The organism is Streptomyces sp. NPDC005141, from assembly GCF_053599975.1.
Window position 1 is genome coordinate 1 of record NZ_JBSFYW010000082.1, and the last position, 21,732, is coordinate 21,732.

A 21,732-nucleotide genomic window follows, 5' to 3' on the forward strand; every position below is an offset into this window, starting at 1 on the left:
CCAAACTCCCCCCCAACAGGCCCGCCCGGGGGCCCCCCCCCCGCCCCCGCCGCCGGCCCACACGGCTGTCCGGGCACGTCCGGCCGGACAGCCGTGTGGCCGGACGCCGACGGCCTCCGCGCCCGGCGCGCTTCCGCCGACGAGCATTTCGGCGTACGCCTCTCCGAGCACGACGATCTCGGCGTACTACTCCCCGAGCACCACGATCTCGGCGGCGTCGAACTCCACCCCGACCACGTCCCCGGGCTCCGGCGCGTCCCGCAGCGCACACGCCGCCTCCAGCCGGGGCGCGTCCCGCGGCTGCAGCTGTACGGCGACGTGGGTGCCCCGGAAGGTGCGTGCGGCGACCGTGCAGCGCAGCCCGTCCGCCGCGGCCACCAGCCGTACACCGGCGGGCCGTACGAGGAGCGTGCCGGGCCCCTGGGCGGCGCCCTCGGGCACCGGTACCTTGCCCCACGGGGTGTCGGCGGCCGCCGCGCTCACCGTCGCCTCGACCACGTTGTCGAAGCCGAGGAAGCGGGCCACGAACGCGTCCGCGGGTCGCTGCCAGACCTCAAGTGGCGTACCGGACTGGGCGATCCGTCCGTCGCGCATCACCACGACCCGGTCGGCGAGCGCGAAGGCCTCGCCCTGGTCGTGGGTGACGGCGAGCACTGTCGTCCCCAACTCGCCGAAGAGGCCACGGAGTTCGACGACCAGCCGTTCGCGCAGCGAGCGGTCCAGCTGGCCGAGCGGTTCGTCGAGCATCAGCAGGCGGGGGCGGGGGGCCAGGGCGCGGGCCAGCGCGACGCGCTGCTGCTCGCCCCCGGAGAGAGAGGCGACGGCGCGGCCGCCGGCTCCGGGCAGTCCGACCAGATCCAGCAACTCCCCCACCCGGAGCGCCTGTCCGCTCCTCGACGTGCCGTGCATCCGCAGCCCGAAGGCCACGTTGCCGCTCACGTCCCGCTGCGGGAAGAGCTGATGGTCCTGGAACATCAGGCCGACGCCCCGCTTGTGCGCGGGAACGCCCGCCTGGTCCTGTCCGTCCAGCACCACACGGCCCGCGTCCAGGGCCTGCAGTCCGGCAACCGTCCGCAGCAGCGTGGACTTGCCGCTGCCGCTCGGACCGAGCACGCACACGATCTCGTGCTCGGCGACATCGAGGTCGACGGTGTCGAGCACGGCCCGGCCGCCGAAGCGTACGGTCGCGCCCTGCAGGCTCAGCAGCATCTAGAACTCCCCGGTCCGGTCGGTCCGCATCCGCTCCAACAGCAGCAGCGCCACCGCGCACACCACCATCAGAATCGTCGAAAGGGCCATCGCCTGGCCGTAGTTGAGATCGCCCGCGCGCCCGAGCAGCCGGGCCACGGCCACCGGCAGCGTCGGGTTGTCGGGCCGTGCGATGAAGACCGTCGCCCCGAACTCCCCGAGGGAGACGGCGAAGGCGAATCCGGCCGCGATCAGCAGCGCCCGCCGCACCATCGGCAGATCGACCTCGCGCCACACCCGCCACGGCGACGCCCCGAGCACAGCCGCCGCCTCCCGCAGCCGCCCGTCCACCGCGCGCAGCACGGGCAGCATCGTCCGTACGACGAAGGGGACACCCACCAGTGCCTGCGCCAGCGGCACCAGGATCCAGCTGCCGCGCAGATCCAGGGGCGGCTCGTCCAGCGCGATCAGGAACCCGAAACCCACGGTCACCGCGGAGACCCCGAGCGGCAGCATGAGCAGCGCGTCGAAGCCCCGCATGAGGCGGCCGGCGCGCCGGGTGAGGGCCGCCGCCGCCAGACCGCCGATCACCACGGCGATGGCGGTGGCGGCGAGCGCGTACTCCAGCGAGTTGCCGATCGCCTCGATGGGGGCGACGAGGAAGACGCCTCCGTCGTCGTCGGCCAGCGCCCGGTAGTAGCCGAGTCCCGGGGCGTCGAGGGAGCGCTGGACGAGGACCGCGAGGGGCAGCACGAGGAGGACCCCGATGCTTGCCAGCACCCCTGCGAGCAGCGCCCACTGACCGGCCCCGCTCGGCCGGCGCGCGGTCGTCTCCGGCGCCACCAGTCGCAGGGCGGTCTCCCGTCGGCGTACGGTCGCGGCGTGCACGGCGAGGATCGCGCCCACCGCCACGAACTGGACGATCGTCAGGACCGCCGCCGTCGCGAGGTCGAAGATCTCGGAGGTCTGCCGGTAGATCTCGACCTCGAGGGTCGAGAAGGTGGGGCCGCCGAGGATCTGCACCACGCCGAACGAGGTGAAGGTGAAGAGGAAGACCATGAGCGCCGCGGCGGCCACGGCCGGCCCGAGCGCCGGCAGCGTCACCCTGCGCCACGCCGCGAAGCGCGAGGCGCCGAGCATGCGCGCGGCCTCCTCCTGACGCGGGTCGAGCTGCGACCAGAGCCCACCGACGGTCCGTACGACGACCGCGTAGTTGAAGAACACGTGCGCGAGCAGGATCGCCCACACCGTGGTGTCGAGGCGCACACCCCACAGCTCGTCGAGCAGCCCGCCGCGGCCGACCAGCGCGAGGAACGCCGTGCCGACGACCACGGTCGGCAGCACGAAGGGCACGGTCACCACGGCCCTGAGGATCTGCTTGCCCCTGAAATCGAAGCGCGCGAAGACATACGCGCCGGGGAGCGCGACCAGCAGCGTGAGCACCGTCGAGGCGAGCGCCTGCCAGGTGGTGAACCACAGCACGTGCCGGATGTCGGACTGGGCCGGCACCTCCCAGATCCGGCCCAGCTGCCAGCCGCCGTCCCCGTGGAGCCCGCGCGAGACGATCGCGACGACAGGGTAGGCGAAGAAGACGGCGAAGAACGCGACGGGCAGGGCCATCAGACCGAGCCGCGTCGCGTTCCGCCCACGGGCCTTGCGCGGAGCTCCGTCGGTCCCGTCGGCTCGGCCCGCTCCCTCGGCTACTTCAGTACGAGCGAGGTCCACGACTTGACCCACTGGTCGCGTTCGGCGGCGATCTTCGCGGGGGCCAGGGTCTCGGGGTCCTTGGCCTGCGGACCGTACTGCGTGAACTCCGGCGGCACCTGCGCGGCCTCGCGCACCGGGTAGACGAACATGTTGAGCGGCATGTCGTCCTGGAACTCCTTGGTGAGCATGAAGTCGAGGAGCGCCTTGCCGCCCTTGGCGTTCGCGGCGTTGCTGAGCAGACCCGCGTACTCGACCTGCCGGAAGCAGGTGCCGGTCGCGACACCGGTCGGAGCGGTGGTGGGCTTCGGGTCGGCGTAGATGACCTCGGCGGGCGGCGAGGAGGCGTACGAGACGACGAGCGGCCGGTCGGCCTTGGCCTTCTTGCCGCCGGCGGACCCCGAGAACTCCTCGTTGTAGGCCTGCTCCCAGCCGTCCACGACCTTCACGCCGTTGGCCTTGAGCTTCTTCCAGTAGCCCTCCCAGCCCTTGTCGCCGTAGTGCGCGGCGGAGCCGAGCAGGAAGCCGAGGCCGGGCGAGGACGTGGAGGCGTTCTCGGTGACGAGGAGGTCCTTGTACGCAGGCTTGACCAGGTCGTCGAAGGACTGCGGCGGCTTCAGCTTGTGCTCGCTGAAGTAGGCCTTGTCGTAGTTGACGCAGATGTCGCCCGAGTCGATGGGCGTGACCCGGTGCTTGTCCTGGTCGGTCCGGTACTCGGGCAGGACCAGATCCGCGTCCTTGGCCACGTACGGCTGGAACAGCCCGTTGTCGAGCGCGCGGGAGAGCAGGGTGTTGTCGACGCCGAAGAAGACGTCGCCCTGCGGGTGGTCCTTGGTCAGGATGGCCTTGTTGACGGCCTGCCCTGCGTCGCCGTCCTTGAGGACCCGGACCTTGTAGCCGGACTGCTTCTCGAAGTCCTTGAGCACGCTCTTCGACGCGACGAACGAGTCGTGGCTGACGAGCGTGATCGTCTTCGGATCGCCCGAGCCGGCGGCGTCGGACGAGCCGCACGCGGACAGTGCCGGCAGCGTGACAAGGCCGAGCCCGACGGCCAGGGCCGCGAACCGCCTGTTGGTGGTGCTCACTGATTCCTCCTGGGTGACCAGGAAGAGACGCGGCCCTGCCCGGGACCTCTGACGGTTCCCGGGCAGGGCGCAACAGCTTGAGTAACGACCGAACTTCCTACCCAGAATGACCTGGGCAAGGTTCAGAGGGTCTGCGGGCTGTCCCGCACTCTCAGCGCTGTGGCGCTCCCCTGTCGGAATATGAAGATGTCGGAATACGAAGTACTGACCCGCTCAGACTACCGCTCGGTCGCGGCGAGCTGACCACACGCTCCGTCGATCTCCTGGCCACGGGTGTCCCGGACGGTCACCGTCACGCCGTGGGCGGCGATCGCCTCGACGAACGCCTTCTCGTCCTCGGGCCGCGAGGCGGTCCACTTCGAACCCGGGGTCGGGTTCAGCGGGATGAGGTTGACATGCACAGGCTTGCCCTTGAGCATCCGCCCGAGCCGGTCACCACGCCACGCCTGGTCGTTGATGTCCCGGATCATCGCGTACTCGATGGACAGGCGCCGCCCGGACCTGTCCGCGTACTCCCATCCGGCGTCCATCACCTCGCGCACCTTCCACCGCGTGTTCACGGGGACGAGGGTGTCGCGCAGCTCGTCGTCCGGGGCGTGCAGGGAGATCGCGAGCCGGCACTTGAAGCCCTCGTCGGAGAACCGGTTGATGGCGGGGACCAGCCCGACCGTCGACACGGTGATACCGCGCTGCGAGAGCCCGAGCCCGTCCGGCTCGGGGTCGGTGAGGGCCCGGATCGCCCCGACCACCCGCTTGTAGTTGGCGAGCGGCTCACCCATACCCATGAAGACGATGTTGCTCAGCCGCGCGGGACCCCCGGGGATCTCGCCGTCGCGGAGCGCCCGCATGCCGTCGACGATCTGGTGCACGATCTCGCCGGTCGAGAGGTTCCGGTCGAGGCCGGCCTGTCCGGTGGCGCAGAACGGGCAGTTCATTCCGCAGCCCGCCTGCGAGCTGATGCACATGGTCACGCGGTCCGGGTAGCGCATCAGCACGGACTCGACGAGCGTGCCGTCGAAGAGCCGCCACAGGGTCTTGCGGGTGGTGTCCTGGTCGGTCGACAGATGCCGTACGACCGTCATCAGCTCGGGAAGCAGCGCCTCCTGGAGCTTGCCGCGCGAGGCGGCCGGGATGTCCGTCCACTCGGCGGGGTCGTGCGCGTACCGGGCGAAGTAGTGCTGCGAGAGCTGCTTGGCGCGAAACGGCTTCTCACCGATCGCGGCAACTGCCTCTTTGCGCTCGGCAGGCGTGAGATCGGCAAGGTGCCGCGGCGGCTTCTTGGCTCCGCGCGGCGCGACAAAGGTGAGTTCTCCGGGTGCAGGCATAACGCTTCCAGTGTCGCAGATCAACTCCACCGACCCAGGCCAGAGCGGGGTGGGGGTGGTCACCCGTGGGTGCCGACTGTCAGCGTTGGTCGGCTTCGCACGGCCCAGGGACGGCCCAGCGGTGATCACTCGGACAACGTCCCCGACTTGTGCAGCCGGACTCTCACCTGGTGATTGCGCCAGCGCCATGGCGCCCGGAACTCCGCCGACCCGCATGGAGACCCCGAACGGCTGGCGTCCGATCACGTCTCCGGTGGCGGTTGCCCCCAGAGAGGGAGGGCTGCAAGGGTCGCCGTCCAGACTTCCTGAGCCCCCTCCGCCGGCGCCTTACGGGCACGGGGGCCACGTGCACTCATCCATGGACAAGATCATGATGCAGTGAGCGACTAGGAGCTTAGAAGGCGCTTTGCCCGTACGCCCGCAATCGGGCCCTGGCCTGGCTAATCACCCGCGCCGACGACCGCTTGCCACTCAGCTTCGACAGGCATTCGACACGGCCCGGATTACTCGTAGACGGTCGCCGCACGCAGAGCTCGTGCGAAGAACCTTCAGTCACCGCTATCGGGCAGCTCGCGGCCAGTGTTGCTGTACCAGCCGTCTGCGTCGTCGATCCATGCCGCCAAGGCCTCCAGGAAGCTCGGGAGGTCCGGGTTCTGCCATGAGCTGCCAACGTCGACGTGGCTGCGCTGTAGGGAACGTACGAAGGCTGCCAGGTCTTCTCTGCTGTCGACGTGCTCAGGAGAAGGACCCGCCATGCCTGACTAGGCCTCGCGCCGCGCCCCCGGCAGTTCGCTCGCGCCGTGCAAATCGGCATGTACCTGACTACCCAGGGTCATCACGTTGAGTGTTGCGGAGTTCTCACTAGCGATGGCAGTCTCAACTCGGGCCACCAGGGTTTTGTACGCCTCACCGTCTGGCAAGTCAGCGTAGGGGCCTACCTTGGTTTGGAAATAGATTCGTTCGTGGCCTAGCAGCTGCTCTGTCGAACGGTAGTTCTTCCACTGCTCGCGGTAGCGGTACACGCTTTCCAATGAGACTGAGCCCACCACGATCAAGCTCAATACCGTCGCGATGAGCTTGGCGAACGACACGTCAAGGTTGACTAAGACGGGTACCAATGCGCCTCCTACTACGGATAGCGTTCTCATCCTCAGGTGCATGGCCTTCGTCTTGACGGCCTTCCGGTTGTACCACTGCTGGTACTGAGACAACCTGACTTCGACGTAATCCTGCGCTGTTGCCACTGGATCAGTGCTTCCTGGGTGCATTTCGAGTGCGCGCGCTTTGTCCATCCCCGGCATGAGGTGCAGTAGAGCGGGACCGGCCATGAGAGTCAACTCCCCTCGGTGCGGCGGGGTGCAGTGTGAGGCCCAGGTCGGTGGAGTCTCAATGGGTGAGTCAAGCCGCACAGGGTCTTGAAAACCGTCGTGGCGCGAGTCACCGTGGGTTCAAATCCCCACCCACCGCAGGTGAACGGCCCCTGACCAGGTATCTCGGTCAGGGACCGTTCTCGTGAGCACTGTCCGCCAGAGACCGTGGCTCCCCGCTGCTTCCCGACCGAACGGGCACGGGAGGGGCACGTCGACTGGCGATCTCTAGATGGCGAGCAGCCCGGCCGCTACCGCAGAGAAGACCCGCGACTTTCTCCAGTCCGGTCCGAGCGCCACACGTTCACGTGCACAGCCGCACAGAGAAGTTGAACATGTTCAATAATGCTGCCAGGATGACGAGCACGTGCTCGACGACGCGTCGAACCCGGGTCATATGTGTGTCCTGTCGCAGGTGTTGGGGTGGCGTGAGTTGCGTTCCTATCGGGCAGTCCTTGTCCTCGTTCCCGTCGCGTTCGCCCTCGTCGCATGTGGCAGGTTCGCCTTCCCGCCAGTCCCTGACGGGAAGGCGGCCGAGGTACCCCGATCGCAGACAGCGACCATGTGGGGCGACGGCGCGGGCGGCAGACTAGAGCTGAAGCCGGATGGAACGTTTACTGCCGATGATGTCTGCGGTGACTACGACATCTCTGCCTACGGGCCGGAGAACGAGCCCCGGTCGGGATCGGGCACCTGGGACGCCGATGAGTGGGAGGGACAGAGCAGCGTCACGGTGTCGTTCGAAGCCGATCGCGTGACCTCCACCTACGAGGCCCTGCGGGACGGCAAGACATTGAAACTCTGGACATATGTCGGGGACCCCGACGAGGGCCACTCGCTCTGCATCCTGACCCTGCGGTAGGGCTGAATCGTCCCCTGACCAGCCAACTTGGTCAACACGGCAAGCACTCGACAGCAATCCACCACTCACCTCAAGCTCCCATCCCGTCTGCCGTCGGCTACCAAGCCATGGTCGACGTAGGCAGCGGCTGCGGTCTTCGACAGGGCGAGATCATCGGCCTGGCCGAGGACACCGCGCAGCTCGGTGGTGACACTCTTCGGGTCACAACTCAGGTCAAGTTGATCAGGGGTGTCGCCGTTTTCGCTCCGCCCAAGGGCAACAAGGAGCGGGACGTACCACTGCCGTCCTCGGTGGCCTCAGTCTTACGGCGGCACGTGGAAAGTCACCCGCCCGTGGCAATCAAGCGGCCGTGGATCAGGCCGGACGGCCCGCTCACCGAGCGGCGCCTGATCTTCACCAACACGGCCGACGGAATCGTCTGGCGGAGCAACTTCAACATCCAGGAATGGAAGCCCGCCCTCGCGTCCGCCGGCCTTATCCCGGCCCCCGAATCCGGGAAGCGGTACGCCTCCGCCCGGCAACACGGGATGCACGCCCTTCGGCACTTCTACGCGTCGGTTCTCCTGGACGCGGGCGAGAGCATCAAGGCCGTGAGTGAATACCTCGGCCATTCAGATCCGGCGATGACGCTGCGGGTGTACGCCCACCTGATGCCGAGCAGCAGCGAGCGAGCGCGCCGGGCCCTGGATGATGTCCTCGGCACGGCCCAGGAGCCCTGACGGCCCAGAGACGGCCCAGCGGGCATAAAGCGCCCCCTACTGGCGACAACATCGCTGGTAGGGGGCTTCTTCGCGCTCGGAGCACATCAGTTCTCCGGGCTTAGGCATATCTCTTCCAGTGTCGCAGATCGACTCGGGTGGCCCAGGCCGGAGCACGATACGCACGGTCACCCGCGGGTGCCGTCTGTCATCGGGGGGTCGGCCTCGGACGGCCACGGGGGCGAACCAGGACGCTCAGCCGTCACTCTCACCTTCGCGAACGACCCCCGGAAGCAGAGTCGGGCTCCGCATCGATGATGGCCGGCGGGCCGAACTGACCGGCCAGGGTAGCGCCGACCGCCGCCCCGGGCCCCCGCGAGGAGAGCGCCCGGAGCGCGTGCGGCCGCGGCCCCGCCGACGGTCCGGGCGGTCCCGGGCAGGTCCCGAGCAATCCCGGGCCGAGCCGTCCCGAGTTATGCGAACTGGCCGGGCTTGTAGTCGCCGGCGGGCTGCTGGACGATGACGTTCCCGCGGTTGAACGCGTTGATGATGGCGATGCAGCAGACCAGGGCGGCGAGCTGCTCCTCGTCGTAGTACTTCGCGGCATTCGCCCAGCACTCGTCCGTGACCCCGCCGGCCGCGTCGGCGATGCGGGTGCCCTGCTCCGTCAGCTCCAGGGCGGCGCGCTCGGCGTCGGTGAACACCGTGGCCTCCCGCCAGGCCGCGACCAGGTTGAGACGCACCGAGGTCTCACCCGCGGCGGTGGCGTCCTTGGTGTGCATGTCGGTGCAGAACCCGCAGCCGTTGATCTGGCTGGCGCGCAGCTTCACCAGCTCCTGCGTCGCGGCCGGCAGACCCGAGTCCTCGAGCGCCCTGCCCGCGGCGACGATGTGCCTGGTGAACTTGGCCGCGACCGGGCTGGCGAAGAGGTTCAACCGAGCTTCCATGATGCGCTCCTGTGTCGTCGTTCGTGGTTACACCTCTTCGACGGAACGACTCCCCGCGATGTGACACGAAGGAATGTGACCTGCGTCTCCCCCCGCTCTTCGCACCGGGATCTCCGCTCCACGAGTCTCAGGTCCGCCGCCGACGACGCCGGGCTCGGGCTACGGCTCCCGCTCGCACTCCGGCCTCGGCCCCAGTTCCAGCTCGCGCTCCGGCCGCGACCCCGACTCCGGCCCGGCAGGGACCCCACCAGCGACCCCGAGAGCGACAGCGACACGGGCGGGATGCTGCCACGAAGTCACGCCAAGCCCTAGAATCGAATACGTGTACGAATCAGTGTCCCGCCTGGAGCACCTGCGCAGCGTCCGCGCATGGCTGCTCTGGCAACTGCGCCGCACCGACGACACCATCACCGAACTGGAGCGGCAAGAAGTCATCGCCACCCGCGCCGCCCGCACCTCGCCCCCACCGCCCCGCGGGTGGAAACTCGCATTGCGGCGTGCGGGCGGCGGCAAGGCCACCCCCGACGCCGTCCACACGGGCGACTGCGGCATGGCGGGAAAGAACACGAAACCACTGGCACGCGAGCAGGCCCTCAGGGCGCTCACCGAAGACGGCGTCACGGCATGCCCGTACTGCCGCCCCGACACGGATCTGGGTGTCCTGTGAACCACGAACACACACAGCCCGAGGACGGGTGCGACGCACCCATCCTCGTCCAGCGCGCGACGGGAACCGGCGGCCGCCGGGTGACGATCCGCGCCCGGAACGCCGGCATCGCCCACAGCGACGCCGATCTGGTCGAGTTCCTGCGTCGAGCGGGCCTCCCGGACGCGTGGGACCTCCTGGACGATCAGCGCTGGGTGGAATGGCAGGACGGCCGGCCGCACGAATACGACACCACCCCTCCCGGTCACATGGATCACGGTGCGGTGATCGGATGACCCGAAGGGGTGGTGTCGTAGATGTGCACGGAGTAGCCGCGTGCGGAGTGGGTGCGTGCGGAGTAGCCGCGTGCGAAGTGGCTGTGTGCGGGAAGGCGCCGGTCAGCCGGATCCGACGAAGAGCACGAGCAGCAGCCAGACCACCGGAGCCGTCGGGAGCAAGGAGTCCAGACGGTCCATGATGCCGCCGTGGCCCGGCAGCAGGGTGCCCATGTCCTTGATGCCGAGGTCCCGCTTGATCATGGACTCGCCGAGGTCACCCAGCGTGGCGCTGGCCGCGACCGCGAGGCCGAGGATCAGGCCCTGCCACCAGGTGCCGTCGTCGATTAGGTACTGCATGCACAGCGCACCCGCCGCCATCGCGAAGCTGACCGCTCCGAACAGACCCTCACGGGTCTTTCCGGGGCTGATCCGCGGCGCCAGCTTGTGCTTGCCGAAGCGCCAGCCGATGGCGTACGCACCCGTGTCGCTGACCACCGTCAGAAGCAGGAAGGTCAGCACGCGGCGCGGGCCGTCGTCGGCCGTGAGCATCATGGCCACGAAGGTCGCCAGGAACGGCACGTAGAAGGCCGCGAAGACCCCCGCCGTGACGTCCTTGAGGTAGCCCTCGGGCGGTTCCGTCATCCGCCAGACCAGGACGGCCAGCGCGGTGAGCGCCATGGCGACCCACGCGCCCTCGGCGCCGCGCACGTATCCGGAGACGACCATGGCGGCCCCGCCGAGCGCAAGCGGCACGAGGGGCGCCTTGATGCCCTTGCGCTCCTCCAGCCGTGAGGTGAGCTCCCAGAGGCCCACCACCACGGCGACCGCTATCACGCCGACGAAGACGGCCTTGACGATGAACAACGACGCGACGATCACCGCGCCGAGCCCGACGCCCACTCCTATGGCCGCGCCCAGGTCGCGTCCCGCACTCTTCTTCTGAGGTGCGGGGGCGGGCTGGGGGGCGGCGCTGGGCATGGGCTCCTGCGGGATCTGCGGGTTGTGTGACGGATGCCCGTAGGGCGCCGTCGTGGGTGTCTCGTCGCGGACCGAAGGGCCGCTCGGCCGAGCGGCCCCCCTGTCGTCATCCTGGTCTCCGCCATGTGCGGGTACGTCGGGCACGGTGGGCATGGGCCGAGTGTGCTGCGCGTCATGCGCATCGTACGTGGGACCCGCCGGGGTTGCCCCCTGGACAGGTCCCTGCTCGGACGGCCCCCAGTACCCGGCTTGTGGCGGCGCCCCCCAGGAAGAGTCGTTCATCAGACCTCGAGCAGCTCCGCTTCCTTGTGCTTCAGGAGCTCGTCCACCTGGGCGACGTACTTCGCCGTGGTGTCGTCGAGCTCCTTCTCCGCGCGGCGGACCTCGTCCTCGCCGGACTCCTTGTCCTTGACGAGCTTGTCGAGCGCGTCCTTGGCCTTGCGGCGCACGGCGCGGATCGAGACCTTGGCGTCCTCGCCCTTGGTCCGCGCGACCTTGATGTACTCCTTGCGGCGCTCTTCCGTCAGCTCGGGGAAGGTCACCCGGATGATGTTGCCGTCGTTGCTGGGGTTGACGCCCAGGTCGGAGTCGCGGATCGCCTGCTCGATGTTGCGCAGCGCGCTCTTGTCGAACGGGGTCACCACGGCCATCCGCGGCTCCGGCACGGAGAACGAGGCCAGCTGGTTGATCGGCGTCAGCGCGCCGTAGTAGTCGGCCACGATCTTGTTGAACATCGCCGGGTGCGCACGGCCGGTGCGGATCGCGGCGAAGTCCTCCTTGGCGACCACGACGGCCTTCTCCATCTTCTCCTCGGCCTCGAGGAGGGTCTCTTCGATCACCACTTGCTCCTGCGTGTCTTGAGTAGGCCCGGCAGCTGATTCCTCGACGGGGTCGGCGGCCGGCTGCGTCGCGTCTTATTACTGCACGGTTCCGGACCGGCAGGACATTGTCCATCCCCCGGTCAGGGTCCGTCCTGGACCGGGACTCGTGCCCGGTCCGGAGCGTTCCCCGTCAGGCGCGGCCGCTCTGGTCCCCCACGAGTGTGCCGATCTTCTCACCCTTGACCGCCCGCGCGATATTGCCCTCCGCCAGGAGCTCGAAGACCAGGATCGGCAGCTTGTTGTCCCGGCACAGCGTGATGGCGGTCATGTCGGCGACCTTGAGGTCCCGGGTGATGACCTCGCCGTAGCTGAGCGCGTCGAACTTGACGGCCTCGGGGTTGGTCTTCGGGTCGGAGTCGTAGACACCGTCCACGCCGTTCTTGCCCATGAGGAGCGCCTCGGCGTCGATCTCCAGGGCACGCTGAGCGGCCGTGGTGTCGGTGGAGAAGTACGGCATGCCCATACCGGCGCCGAAGATGACCACACGGCCCTTCTCCAGATGCCGCACGCCGCGCAGCGGGATGTACGGCTCCGCGACCTGGCCCATGGTGATGGCGGTCTGGACGCGGCTGTCGATGCCCTCCTTCTCCAGGAAGTCCTGGAGAGCGAGGCAGTTCATGACCGTGCCGAGCATGCCCATGTAGTCGGAGCGCGCCCGGTCCATGCCGCGCTGCTGCAGTTCGGCCCCGCGGAAGAAGTTGCCGCCGCCGATGACGACGGCGATCTGGGCACCGCCGCGCACGACGGCCGCGATCTCGCGGGCGATCTTGTGCACCACGTCGGGATCGACGCCCAGTCCGCCGCCGCCGGCGAACGCCTCGCCGGAAAGCTTCAGCAGAAAACGTCCCGCGCCTTTGCCGTCGTCGGTCTTCTCGCCCTTGTCGGCCTGGGTGGTGGTCATGGAGATCTCCTCATGGTGCACATACGAAGAAGGCCATTGCCGGTGGGGTGTTGTTCGCATCCCATGCTCGGCAATGGCCTCCTCGTCAGATCTGCTGTCGTCCGGCACCCGCGCGTGGGTGCCGGCGTACGCGGACGACTGCTGTCGACCCTATAGGGGTCGCGCGTCGATCGCCGTACGGACTCAGATGCCGACCTTGATGCGCGAGAAGCGCTTCAGGGTGACACCGGCCTCGTCCAGAACCTTCTGGACGGACTTCTTGTTGTCGAGCGCGTACGGCTGACCGAGGAGGGTGGCCTCCTTGAAGAAGCCGTTGACGCGACCCTCGACGATCTTGGGGAGGGCGGCCTCGGGCTTGCCCTCGGCGCGGGTGGTCTCCTCGGCGACGCGACGCTCGGTCTCGACGACCTCGGCCGGGACGTCCTCACGGGAGAGGTACTTCGGCGCGAAGGCGGCGATGTGCTGCGCGATGCCCTTGGCGAGGTCGGCGTCGGCCTTGTCCAGCTCGACCAGAACACCGATCTGCGGGGGCAGGTCGGGCATGGTGCGGTGCATGTACGCGGCCACGAAGGCACCGGAGAACTGGGCGAAGCGGTCCAGGACGATCTTCTCGCCCAGGTTCGCGTTGGCCTCGTCGACGAACGCCTGAACCGTCTTGCCGGACTCGATCTCGGACGCGAGGAGCGCCGTGATGTCGGCCGGGGAGGTGGCGGCGGCGTGCTGGGCGATCTGGTTGGCGACGGCCTGGAACTTCTCGCCCTTGGCGACGAAGTCCGTCTCGCACTTCAGCTCGACCAGGACACCGGAGGTGTTGTCGTCAGCGATGATGGAGACCACGGCGCCGTTCTCGGCGGAGCGGCCTTCGCGCTTGGCGACGCCCTTCTGGCCCTTGATGCGCAGGGCCTCGACGGCCTTGTCGACGTTGCCGTCGGCCTCGTCCAGCGCCTTCTTGCAGTCCATCATGCCGGCGCCGGTGAGCTCACGGAGCTTCTTGACGTCCGCGGCGGTGTAGTTCGCCATGATTCCTGGAATCTCTCTCGAAGTCTGAAGATCTACGGGACGAACGGCGGGGGCTTTGTGGGCCCCCGCCGTTCACAAACCCGAAGGGGTGAGGGGTCAGGCCTGCTCGGCGTCCGTGGCCGGCGCCTCGGCGGCGGGGGCCTCAGCGGCCTCGGCCTCGGCGGCGGGGGCCTCGGTGGCCTCGGCCTCAGCGGCGGGAACCTCGGCCTGCTCGGCGTCGGCGACCTTCTCCGTCTCGGCGGAGGTCTGGACCTCGGCGTCGTCGGCCTTCTTCTCGCCCTCGAGCAGGTCGCGCTCCCACGCGGCGAGCGGCTCGCCCGCGGCCTTGTCACCCGCGGCCTTACCGGCGCCGGAGCGGGAGATGAGTCCCTCGGCGACGGCGTCGGCGATCACACGGGTGAGCAGGGTGACGGAGCGGATCGCGTCGTCGTTGCCCGGGATCTTGTAGTCGACCTCGTCGGGGTCACAGTTGGTGTCGAGGATGGCGACGACCGGGATGTTGAGCTTCCGGGCCTCGCCGACCGCGATGTGCTCCTTCTTGGTGTCCACGATCCAGACGGCGCTGGGCACCTTCTGCATCTCGCGGATACCACCGAGGGTCTTCTCCAGCTTGGCCTTCTCGCGCGAGAGCACGAGAAGTTCCTTCTTGGTGAGACCGGAAGCGGCGACGTCCTCGAAGTCGATCTGCTCGAGCTCCTTGAGGCGCTGCAGACGCTTGTAGACGGTCGAGAAGTTGGTGAGCATGCCGCCCAGCCAGCGCTGGTTGACGTAGGGCATGCCGACGCGGGTGGCCTGCTCCGCGATGGCCTCCTGCGCCTGCTTCTTCGTGCCGACGAACATGACCGTGCCGCCGTGGGCGACGGTCTCCTTGACGAACTCGTAGGCGCGGTCGATGTACGACAGCGACTGGAGCAGGTCGATGATGTAGATGCCGTTGCGCTCCGTGAAGATGAAGCGCTTCATCTTCGGGTTCCAACGACGGGTCTGGTGACCGAAGTGGACGCCGCTTTCCAGCAGCTCCCGCATCGTGACGACGGCCATGGCCGTTCTCCTCGGTGTTCTCGGTTGTACCGCGTGTGCCGGACGGCACTCGCGCCTGACGCCCGCGATGCGCCTTGCCACAAAGGACCGAGAGGCGCTGACACCGGTCGATGAGGACCAGATGCCGGGGCGTGCGAAGTCGACCCGGTGACCCGGATCGCCATCAGAAGTGTACGGGACCCGAGAGGGGCCGGGTGACGCCGCTGTCCACAACCGGCCGGTACTCCACAGATCCCGGCCATGATCCGCTCGATGCGGAACGGTTCTCGCATGCGAGTGAACCGATGTGCCCGTACCTGGCCGGGCCTGCTCCTGGGCCTGACCCTGACCGTCCTGTGCGCCCTGCCTCCCTCGGCCCTGGCCCACTCGGTCCTGGCCCCGGCCCACTCGGCCCCGGCTCGGGGGAGCGGCCCCGCGCCCCCGCACCCGCCCCCGGCCTCTGCGCCAGGAGCCGGCTCGACCGTCCCGTTCCGAGCAGGTACCGCCCTCCTGTCCCGAGCAGGTACCGCCCTCCCGCCGGGAACCGGCTCGGCGTTCCCGGCGGGAGCTGGCTCGGCGGTTCCGGCGCCGGCCGATCCAGCCGTTCCGCCGGCAGCCGACCCCTCCGTCCCGGCGGTCGCCCGCGCCTGGCCCGTGGGTGTCCGCCCGTCCGTCGTGCGGGGCTGGGAACCCCCGGCGACGGCCTACTCCCGGGGTCATCGCGGTGTCGACCTCGTGGCCGCCCCCGGCACCCCGGTGCGTGCCGTCGCACCCGGCCGGGTCTCCTTCGCCGGCCGGGTCGCGGGCCGCGGGGTGGTCTCGGTGGAGCTGTCGGACACCGGAGCGCCCCCACTGCGGACGACGTACGGTCCGGTGCGGGCCTCGGTGCGCAAGGGCGACGAGGTCCTCGCGGGCGAGGTGCTGGGCACATCGGAGGCGCCGGATGCCCACTGCGGCGCGACTGCTTGTCTGCACTGGGGGCTGCTCAGAGGCAGGACCTACCTGAACCCGCTGTCCCTGCTCCCACCGTGGCTCCTGCACACGGGCCCGTCCCGCCTGCTACCGATCGGCGAGAGCGACACACGGCCCTGACCCGCGGCCCGAAACCCGAAAGCGACGGACACGAGACCAGAGAGTCAAGACGGCCGCGCCACCGGCCCGACAGTCGGAGGCCGCACCGTTGGGACAGCCTCTCCACGGGCCCGGGAGCCCGGACAGCCACTGCACCGGCCCGGGAGCCGGGACAGCCTCTCCACCGGCCCGGAAGCCGGGAGGCCGCCCCGCCGGACCGGCGGGGCTCAGTCCGCACGCCACCGGCAGCGCTCAGCCCGCACTCCGCCATCGGAGCTCAGCCCCGGACGCCCCGCAGGGCCATCGCGACGGCCGCCTCCGTGATCGCCGAGGGGTCCTCGGCGGCCCCGAGTTCGATGCGCCGCACCGCGGCGTCCACCACGCCCTGCAGGAGCATCGCGGCCAGCCGCGGTTCGGCGTGCCCCATCGCGCCGAGCGCCTCGCCGATCATCGTGACCAGCCCGCCGTGCGCGGCCCGGATCTTCTCCCGGGCACCCGCGTCGAGTTCGCTCGCGGAGATGGCGACCACGGCCCGGTGCCGCCGGTCGCCGACCAGGGCCAGCTGGCGGCGTACGTACGCCTCGACCTTCCCCTCGGGGCCGTCCGCCGCCGCCATCGCAGCCGACACCTCGGCCGCCCAGACGGGAAAGTCGACCTCGCACAGCTCCTCGACGACGGCCGCCCTGGACCGGAAGTACTCGTACACGGAGGAACGCGCGAGCCCCGTGTGCTCCGCGAGCGCCGGGAAGGTCAGCGCTTCCGTCCCGCCCTCGGACAACAGGGACCGCGCCGCGTCCAGCAGGGCGGCTCGCTGCATCGATCGGTGCTCGGCCACGGAGGCCGCTCGAATCCTTGGCACGTCAACCACTGTACGGACGCGCCGCCGCGGACGGGAGTCACTCGACCCAGCCGACCACGGTGACGCCGGTCTCCGCGGCCGTGACAGCGGGGCGGCCCGGCACCACGGCATCGCCCCCTCAGCGCCCGAAACTGGCCAGCTTGGCGCGCAGCTGAAGCACCGACTTGGTGTGGATCTGACTCACCCGGCTCTCGGTCACCCCGAGCACATTGCCGATCTCCGCGAGTGTGAGCCCTTCGTAGTAATAGAGGGTGACCACGGTCTTCTCCCGGTCGGGCAGCGTGTTGATCGCCCGTGCCAGAAGCCTCCGCAGCTCCCGGTCCTCCGCCACCTCGACCGGATTGTCGGCGGCGGTGTCCTCCAGCGTGTCCATCAGACTCAGCCGGTCGCCGCCCTCGCCGCCGACGTGCAGCAGCTCCTCCAGCGCGACCACGTTGGCCAGCGACAACTGACTGAACACCGAGTGGAGTTCCTCCACGCCGATGCCCATCTCCGCAGCCACCTCGCCCTCCGAGGGGGTGCGCCGCAGCCGGGCTTCCAGCGTCGCGTAGGCGCGCTCCACATTGCGCGCCTTCTGCCGCACCGACCGGGGGATCCAGTCCAGCGCCCGCAGTTCGTCGATCATCGCGCCGCGGATGCGGGTGATCGCGTACGTCTCGAACTTGATCTCCCGCTCGATGTCGAACTTCTCGATCGCGTCGATCAGCCCGAAAACCCCCGACGAGACGAAGTCCGCCTGCTCGACGTTGGCCGGCAGGCCCACACTGACCCGGCCCGCGACATACTTCACCAGCGGGGAGTAGTGCAGGATCAGCTGTTCCCGCAGCCGCTCGTCACCGGTCGACTTGTACGACCGCCACAGCTCGTCGAGCGTCGAGGGCGCGGGCGGGCGCACGCTGCCGCCGTCGCGGGCGGCTGGCGGGATCGCCGTCCGGTCGGACCCGGAGGTGTGCTGGGGCATGCGTCGCCTTGTGCCGTTCTGCCGTGAACTGTGGAGTGACTGGGTGTCCTGTCGGCGTCATGCCGAGATCGCGTGCCTGCTTCGGATCCTTGTGAGCGTAGCGTGACTGGACTGTCGCAGTGCGCGAAGAGCGGGCTGTCACCCGCACGCGAAGACTTTCCCCGGCGCGTCCCCCGGAGTCATGACGGTTGCCCTGTGTGACCGCCGGGGGCCGCCAACTGCACGTATTCCCAAGGGTGTCGGCGTTCCCCCGGACGGCCGAACACGCTCGGTCAGCATCGCTCCGGGTCACCGCGGACGGAGGTGATCGCCTGGCGTGTCAACTTCCAGCCGTCGCCGTGTCGTTCGACGAAGCCAAGTGCTCGGAGTTCGTACAGTCTCCCGACCGCGTCGTCCGTGGTGGTCGCCGCTCTCCGGGCGATCTCCGGGGTCTCCGCGGAGCCCCGCGCCGGCAGGGCGGCCAGGACGCGTCCCGCACCCGGGTGCAGCAGGTCGCGCGGCAGCACGGGTCCGCGCCGGTCCGGCGCCAGCTCACCCATGTCACCGACCAGTTCGGCGACTTCCGCGGCGTCGGAGACCAGGACTGCTTCCCCGCGCAGCAGTTCGTGCACCCCGGCCGACAGTCCGCTGGTGGCGGGTCCCGGCACACCCATCGTGAACCGCCCCAAGCGCTGTGCGGAGCGGGCCGTGACGAGCGCTCCGCTGCGGTACGCCGCCTCGACGACCACGGTGCCCCGGGTGAGCGCCGCGATGACCCGGTTCCTGAGGATGAATCTGCTCGGCGTCGGATGCTCGCCGGGCGGCAACTCCCCCACCACGAGTCCCTGTTCCGCGATCCTGGTGATCAACTGAGTGTGTCCGCGCGGGTAGGGCCGGTCGACACCGCAGGCGAGCACGGCGACGGTGGCGCCGCCCGCCCCGAGGGCGCCCCGGTGCGCGGCCCCGTCGATGCCGTAGGCGCCGCCGGACACCACCACCCAGCCCCGCTCCGCGAGCCCGGCGCCGAGGGTGGCCGCCATGTGCGCGCCGTACTCGGTGCAGGCCCGGGCGCCGACGACGGCGACGGACCGCAGCGCCCATATCCGCAGGGCCGCCCGCCCCCGCACCCACAGTCCGACGGGCCGGGCGTCCCCCAGGTCGTCGAGCTGCGCGGGCCATTCGGATTCACCGGGACAGATGAACCGCACCCCGGCGTCCCGGGCGAGGGCGAGGTCCCGCTCCGGGTCGGCCCGCCCGGCCCGGGCCCTCAGCCCCGCCCACCGCTTGTCGGTCATTCCCCTCGGCTGCCCCTCGCCCCTGTACAGCCACCGGACCGCCTCCCGGGCCCCGACCTCCCGAATCCAGCGCCCGCAGACCTCGTCGCCCGGTTCGAGGACCCGGGAGAGCGTGACGCGGGCCCCGCGCTCGTCGTCCGTCATGCCGGCGAGCCGATCGCCATCGGTACCCCGCGCGGGATTCCGGTGCGCAGCTGGAGGGCCAGGGCGACATCCCCGGCGTCGGGCCTGTCGTGTCCCGACAGGTCGGCGACCGTCCACGCGACGCGGAGCACCCGGTCCAGCCCACGGGCCGTCAGCAGTCCGCGCTCCAGGCCCCGCTCGGCCTCGTCCATCGCTCCCGACTGTGCCTGCCAGCGGCCGCGCAGCTCACGTCCCGGCACCTCGCTGTTGGTGAGCCAGGGGGTTCCCGTCAGGCGCGCGGCGGCCCGCTCGCGGGCGGACCGCACCCGGTCCGCGACCGTCTTCGTCGACTCGCCCCGCGCGCCGCGTGCGGTGAGTTCGGCTCGGGTGACGGGCTCGACCTCGACACGCAGATCGACCCGGTCGAGCAGCGGTCCGGAGAGCCTCGCCTGGTAGCGGCGGATGGCGGAGGGCGGGCACTCGCAGTAGTCGTTCGTCGTGCTGAAGCGTCCGCAGGGGCAGGGGTTGGCGGCCAGCACCATCAGGAACTTCGCGGGGAACCGTACGACACCGGCGCTGCGCGCGATCACCACGTGCCCGGCTTCCAGCGGTTGCCGCAGGGCATCCAGCGCGAATCCGCTGAATTCCGGTGCCTCGTCGAGGAAGAGCACTCCGCGATGGGACAGGGACACCGCGCCGGGCCGTGCGAGCCCCTTGCCGCCGCCGACGAGCGACTGCATGGTCGCGGAATGGTGGGGTGCGCAGTAGGGCGCGACGTCCACCATCGGTTTGCCCGGCGGCAGCAGGCCGGCGACGGAGTGGATCGCCGTCACCTCCAGGGATTCCTGCCGGGACAGCCGTGGCATGAGCGACGGCATCCGCTCGGCCAGCATCGTCTTGCCCGCGCCGGGCGGTCCTTGGAGGAAGACGTGGTGGCCTCCCGCCGCCGCGACCTCCATCGCGGCGCGTGCCGACAGCTGGCCGACGACGTCACCGAGGTCGTGGTCCCGGTCGTGCTCCGGCACGGCGATGCCGCACAGGCCGGTGGCCTCGCCCGTACCGGGCACACGCAGGCCGGCCAGCAGGGGGTCCGGGCGGCCCTGCTCGTCCGGTTCCTCCTCGGGCACCGGTTCGTCGGCGAGCACCGCGATCAGCTGGCGCAGGCTGCGGACCCCGAGCACCGAGACGCCCGGCACGAGTGAGGCCTCGGCCGCCGCGCACTCCGGCACCACGACCTGCTCGTATCCGGCGTCCGCCGCCGCGAGCACGGCCGGCAGGATGCCCCGGACCGGCCGCACCCTGCCGTCGAGCCCGAGCTCCCCGATCATCACGATGTCGGCGAGCACACGGGGGTCGATCCGCTCGGAGGCGCCCAGCACCGCGCAGGCCACGGCGAGGTCGAAGCCCGAACCGCCCTTGGGCACGGAGGCCGGGCTCAGCCCCACCGTCAGCTTCTTCTGCGGCCAGGACGCGCCGGAGTTGACCACCGCGGCCCGGACCCGGTCGCGGCTCTCCGTCAGGCTCTTGTCGGGGAGCCCCACCAGCGTGAAGGCCGCGATGCCCGGCTCCAGGTCCGCCTGGACCTCGACGACGACGCCCTCCACGCCCACCAGGGCGACCGAACACGTACGCGCGAACCCCATCAGGCCACCCCCCGCGCGTGCTCGACCAGGGGAGCGCCGCGCTCGGGGAGGACGACGCCGATCAGGTCGATGCGGACACCGCCCGGTGGGGCTCCGCCGTGTTCCTGGAGCCAGCGTTCGGCCAGACCGCGCAGTCGCCGGGCCTTGGCCGGTGTGACGGCCTCCATCGGATGCTGGAACGCGCCGGCCCTGCGGGTCTTGACCTCACAGACGACCAGCGCGTCGCCGTCCCGGGCCACGATGTCGATCTCGCCGGTCCTGCCGCAGCGCCAGTTGCGTGCCAGGACCGTCATGCCGGTCTCGGTCAGGCGTCGTGCGGCCAGCTCCTCGCCGTACGCGCCCAGTGCTTTGCGTGCCTCGGATGTCTTCATGTCGGCACCACCTCCGGCACCGACACTGAGGCCACGTCACCCAGCTATTGGATCTTGGTGGACGAGCGGGTGATTGTGGAAATCTCCGTCACCCGCCCGAGCCATTCACGCGATCACCGCTCGTCATCGGCCGCCCGGGGAAGCCACCGGCCGGGGGCCCTGCCCCTCCCTGAGCCCCTCAGCCCGCGGTCCGGCCGTCCGGACTTCAGCCGCCCGGCAGTTCCAGATCGCTCTTGTTCAGCTCTTCGATGTTCACGTCCTTGAATGTCAGGACGCGTACCTGTTTCACGAAGCGGGCGGGCCGGTACATGTCCCACACCCAGGCGTCCGCCATGGACACCTCGAAAAACACCTCACCCTGGACCGAGTGCACCTGCATCTCGTAGTCGTTTGTGAGGTAGAAGCGCCGTTCGGTCTCGATCACATATTTGAACAGACCGACGACATCGCGGTACTCCCGATAGAGCTTCAGCTCCATCTCGGTCTCGTACTTCTCGAGGTCCTCGGCGCTCATGGCATGTTCCCCTTCA

The 21,732-nt window shown here is 69.7% G+C and carries 22 protein-coding genes and 1 pseudogene; 5 read left to right on the forward strand and 18 right to left on the reverse strand.

Annotated features, from left to right (window positions below):
- Nucleotides 1-186 precede the first annotated feature (186 nt).
- The 6 genes from ACWD68_RS37515 to ACWD68_RS37540 form a co-directional block, all read right to left on the reverse strand.
- Nucleotides 187-1,209, reverse strand: a complete 1,023-nt coding sequence (locus ACWD68_RS37515; protein ID WP_451810945.1) for an ABC transporter ATP-binding protein — start codon at nt 1,207-1,209, stop codon at nt 187-189.
- Nucleotides 1,210-2,913 carry an ABC transporter permease gene (locus ACWD68_RS37520; RefSeq protein ID WP_451810946.1) on the reverse strand — a complete coding sequence of 568 codons (1,704 nt, stop codon included), beginning with the start codon at nt 2,911-2,913 and terminating at the stop codon, nt 1,210-1,212.
- Nucleotides 2,889-3,977: a thiamine ABC transporter substrate-binding protein gene (locus ACWD68_RS37525; RefSeq protein WP_451810947.1), complete on the reverse strand. Its 1,089-nt coding sequence runs from the start codon at nt 3,975-3,977 to the stop codon at nt 2,889-2,891. The genes ACWD68_RS37520 and ACWD68_RS37525 overlap by 25 nt, the downstream gene beginning before the upstream one ends.
- Before the next feature lie 218 nt (nt 3,978-4,195).
- Nucleotides 4,196-5,302, reverse strand: a complete 1,107-nt coding sequence (gene rlmN / locus ACWD68_RS37530; RefSeq protein ID WP_451810948.1) for a 23S rRNA (adenine(2503)-C(2))-methyltransferase RlmN — start codon at nt 5,300-5,302, stop codon at nt 4,196-4,198.
- 548 nt (nt 5,303-5,850) lie between these two features.
- Complete coding sequence (locus ACWD68_RS37535) at nt 5,851-6,057, reverse strand: DUF7660 family protein (RefSeq protein ID WP_451810949.1); 207 nt, start codon at nt 6,055-6,057, stop codon at nt 5,851-5,853.
- A 6-nt stretch (nt 6,058-6,063) separates the two neighbouring features.
- Nucleotides 6,064-6,630 carry a DUF4231 domain-containing protein gene (locus ACWD68_RS37540; protein WP_451810950.1) on the reverse strand — a complete coding sequence of 189 codons (567 nt, stop codon included), beginning with the start codon at nt 6,628-6,630 and terminating at the stop codon, nt 6,064-6,066.
- A 406-nt stretch (nt 6,631-7,036) separates the two neighbouring features.
- On the opposite strand from ACWD68_RS37540, the gene ACWD68_RS37545 reads away from it, so the two are divergent.
- Entirely contained in the window at nt 7,037-7,531 is a 495-nt protein-coding gene (locus ACWD68_RS37545) for a hypothetical protein (protein ID WP_451810971.1), read from the forward strand.
- Between the two features lie 98 nt (nt 7,532-7,629).
- Nucleotides 7,630-8,250: pseudogene (locus tag ACWD68_RS37550) on the forward strand (tyrosine-type recombinase/integrase); the annotation flags it as partial.
- A 452-nt stretch (nt 8,251-8,702) separates the two neighbouring features.
- Here the strand turns inward: ACWD68_RS37550 and ACWD68_RS37555 are convergent.
- Nucleotides 8,703-9,176: a carboxymuconolactone decarboxylase family protein gene (locus ACWD68_RS37555; RefSeq protein WP_451810951.1), complete on the reverse strand. Its 474-nt coding sequence runs from the start codon at nt 9,174-9,176 to the stop codon at nt 8,703-8,705.
- Nucleotides 9,177-9,498: 322 nt separating this feature from the next.
- On the opposite strand from ACWD68_RS37555, the gene ACWD68_RS37560 reads away from it, so the two are divergent.
- On the forward strand, nt 9,499-9,843 hold the full coding sequence (locus tag ACWD68_RS37560) for a DUF6233 domain-containing protein (RefSeq protein ID WP_451810952.1): 345 nt from the start codon (nt 9,499-9,501) through the stop codon (nt 9,841-9,843).
- Nucleotides 9,840-10,118: a hypothetical protein gene (locus ACWD68_RS37565; RefSeq protein WP_451810953.1), complete on the forward strand. Its 279-nt coding sequence runs from the start codon at nt 9,840-9,842 to the stop codon at nt 10,116-10,118. The genes ACWD68_RS37560 and ACWD68_RS37565 overlap by 4 nt, the downstream gene beginning before the upstream one ends.
- Nucleotides 10,119-10,220: 102 nt before the next feature.
- Here ACWD68_RS37565 and ACWD68_RS37570 read toward each other — a convergent pair whose 3' ends face one another.
- The 5 genes from ACWD68_RS37570 to rpsB all read right to left on the reverse strand — a co-directional run bounded on the left by ACWD68_RS37570 (nt 10,221) and on the right by rpsB (nt 14,921).
- Entirely contained in the window at nt 10,221-11,360 is a 1,140-nt protein-coding gene (locus tag ACWD68_RS37570) for a phosphatidate cytidylyltransferase (protein ID WP_451810954.1), read from the reverse strand.
- Nucleotides 11,360-11,917 carry a ribosome recycling factor gene (gene frr / locus ACWD68_RS37575; protein ID WP_266763198.1) on the reverse strand — a complete coding sequence of 186 codons (558 nt, stop codon included), beginning with the start codon at nt 11,915-11,917 and terminating at the stop codon, nt 11,360-11,362. The genes ACWD68_RS37570 and frr overlap by 1 nt, the downstream gene beginning before the upstream one ends.
- A 172-nt stretch (nt 11,918-12,089) precedes the next feature.
- On the reverse strand, nt 12,090-12,860 hold the full coding sequence (gene pyrH / locus ACWD68_RS37580; protein ID WP_451810955.1) for a UMP kinase: 771 nt from the start codon (nt 12,858-12,860) through the stop codon (nt 12,090-12,092).
- 183 nt (nt 12,861-13,043) lie between these two features.
- Nucleotides 13,044-13,880, reverse strand: a complete 837-nt coding sequence (gene tsf, locus ACWD68_RS37585) for a translation elongation factor Ts (RefSeq protein WP_451810956.1) — start codon at nt 13,878-13,880, stop codon at nt 13,044-13,046.
- 96 nt (nt 13,881-13,976) lie between these two features.
- Entirely contained in the window at nt 13,977-14,921 is a 945-nt protein-coding gene (rpsB, locus tag ACWD68_RS37590; RefSeq protein ID WP_451810957.1) for a 30S ribosomal protein S2, read from the reverse strand.
- A 489-nt stretch (nt 14,922-15,410) separates the two neighbouring features.
- Between rpsB and ACWD68_RS37595 the strand changes: the two genes are divergently transcribed.
- The gene (locus tag ACWD68_RS37595) at nt 15,411-15,992 is read left to right on the forward strand and encodes a murein hydrolase activator EnvC family protein (RefSeq protein WP_451810969.1); all 582 of its coding nucleotides are present in this window, start codon (nt 15,411-15,413) and stop codon (nt 15,990-15,992) included.
- Nucleotides 15,993-16,248: 256 nt separating this feature from the next.
- Here ACWD68_RS37595 and ACWD68_RS37600 read toward each other — a convergent pair whose 3' ends face one another.
- The 6 genes from ACWD68_RS37600 to ACWD68_RS37625 form a co-directional block, all read right to left on the reverse strand.
- Complete coding sequence (locus tag ACWD68_RS37600; protein WP_451810970.1) at nt 16,249-16,806, reverse strand: TetR/AcrR family transcriptional regulator; 558 nt, start codon at nt 16,804-16,806, stop codon at nt 16,249-16,251.
- Nucleotides 16,807-16,948: 142 nt separating this feature from the next.
- Nucleotides 16,949-17,791 (reverse strand): RNA polymerase sigma factor WhiG, encoded by an 843-nt coding sequence (gene whiG / locus ACWD68_RS37605; protein WP_451810958.1) that lies wholly within the window; start codon nt 17,789-17,791, stop codon nt 16,949-16,951.
- Between the two features lie 272 nt (nt 17,792-18,063).
- On the reverse strand, nt 18,064-19,209 hold the full coding sequence (gene dprA, locus ACWD68_RS37610; RefSeq protein ID WP_451810959.1) for a DNA-processing protein DprA: 1,146 nt from the start codon (nt 19,207-19,209) through the stop codon (nt 18,064-18,066).
- Nucleotides 19,206-20,831 (reverse strand): YifB family Mg chelatase-like AAA ATPase, encoded by a 1,626-nt coding sequence (locus ACWD68_RS37615; RefSeq protein ID WP_451810960.1) that lies wholly within the window; start codon nt 20,829-20,831, stop codon nt 19,206-19,208. The genes dprA and ACWD68_RS37615 overlap by 4 nt, the downstream gene beginning before the upstream one ends.
- On the reverse strand, nt 20,831-21,202 hold the full coding sequence (locus ACWD68_RS37620) for a YraN family protein (RefSeq protein ID WP_451810961.1): 372 nt from the start codon (nt 21,200-21,202) through the stop codon (nt 20,831-20,833). Before ACWD68_RS37620 ends, ACWD68_RS37615 begins: the two co-directional genes overlap by 1 nt.
- 205 nt (nt 21,203-21,407) lie before the next feature.
- Nucleotides 21,408-21,716, reverse strand: a complete 309-nt coding sequence (locus tag ACWD68_RS37625) for a DUF2469 domain-containing protein (RefSeq protein WP_003965949.1) — start codon at nt 21,714-21,716, stop codon at nt 21,408-21,410.
- Between the last annotated feature and the right edge of the window lie 16 nt (nt 21,717-21,732).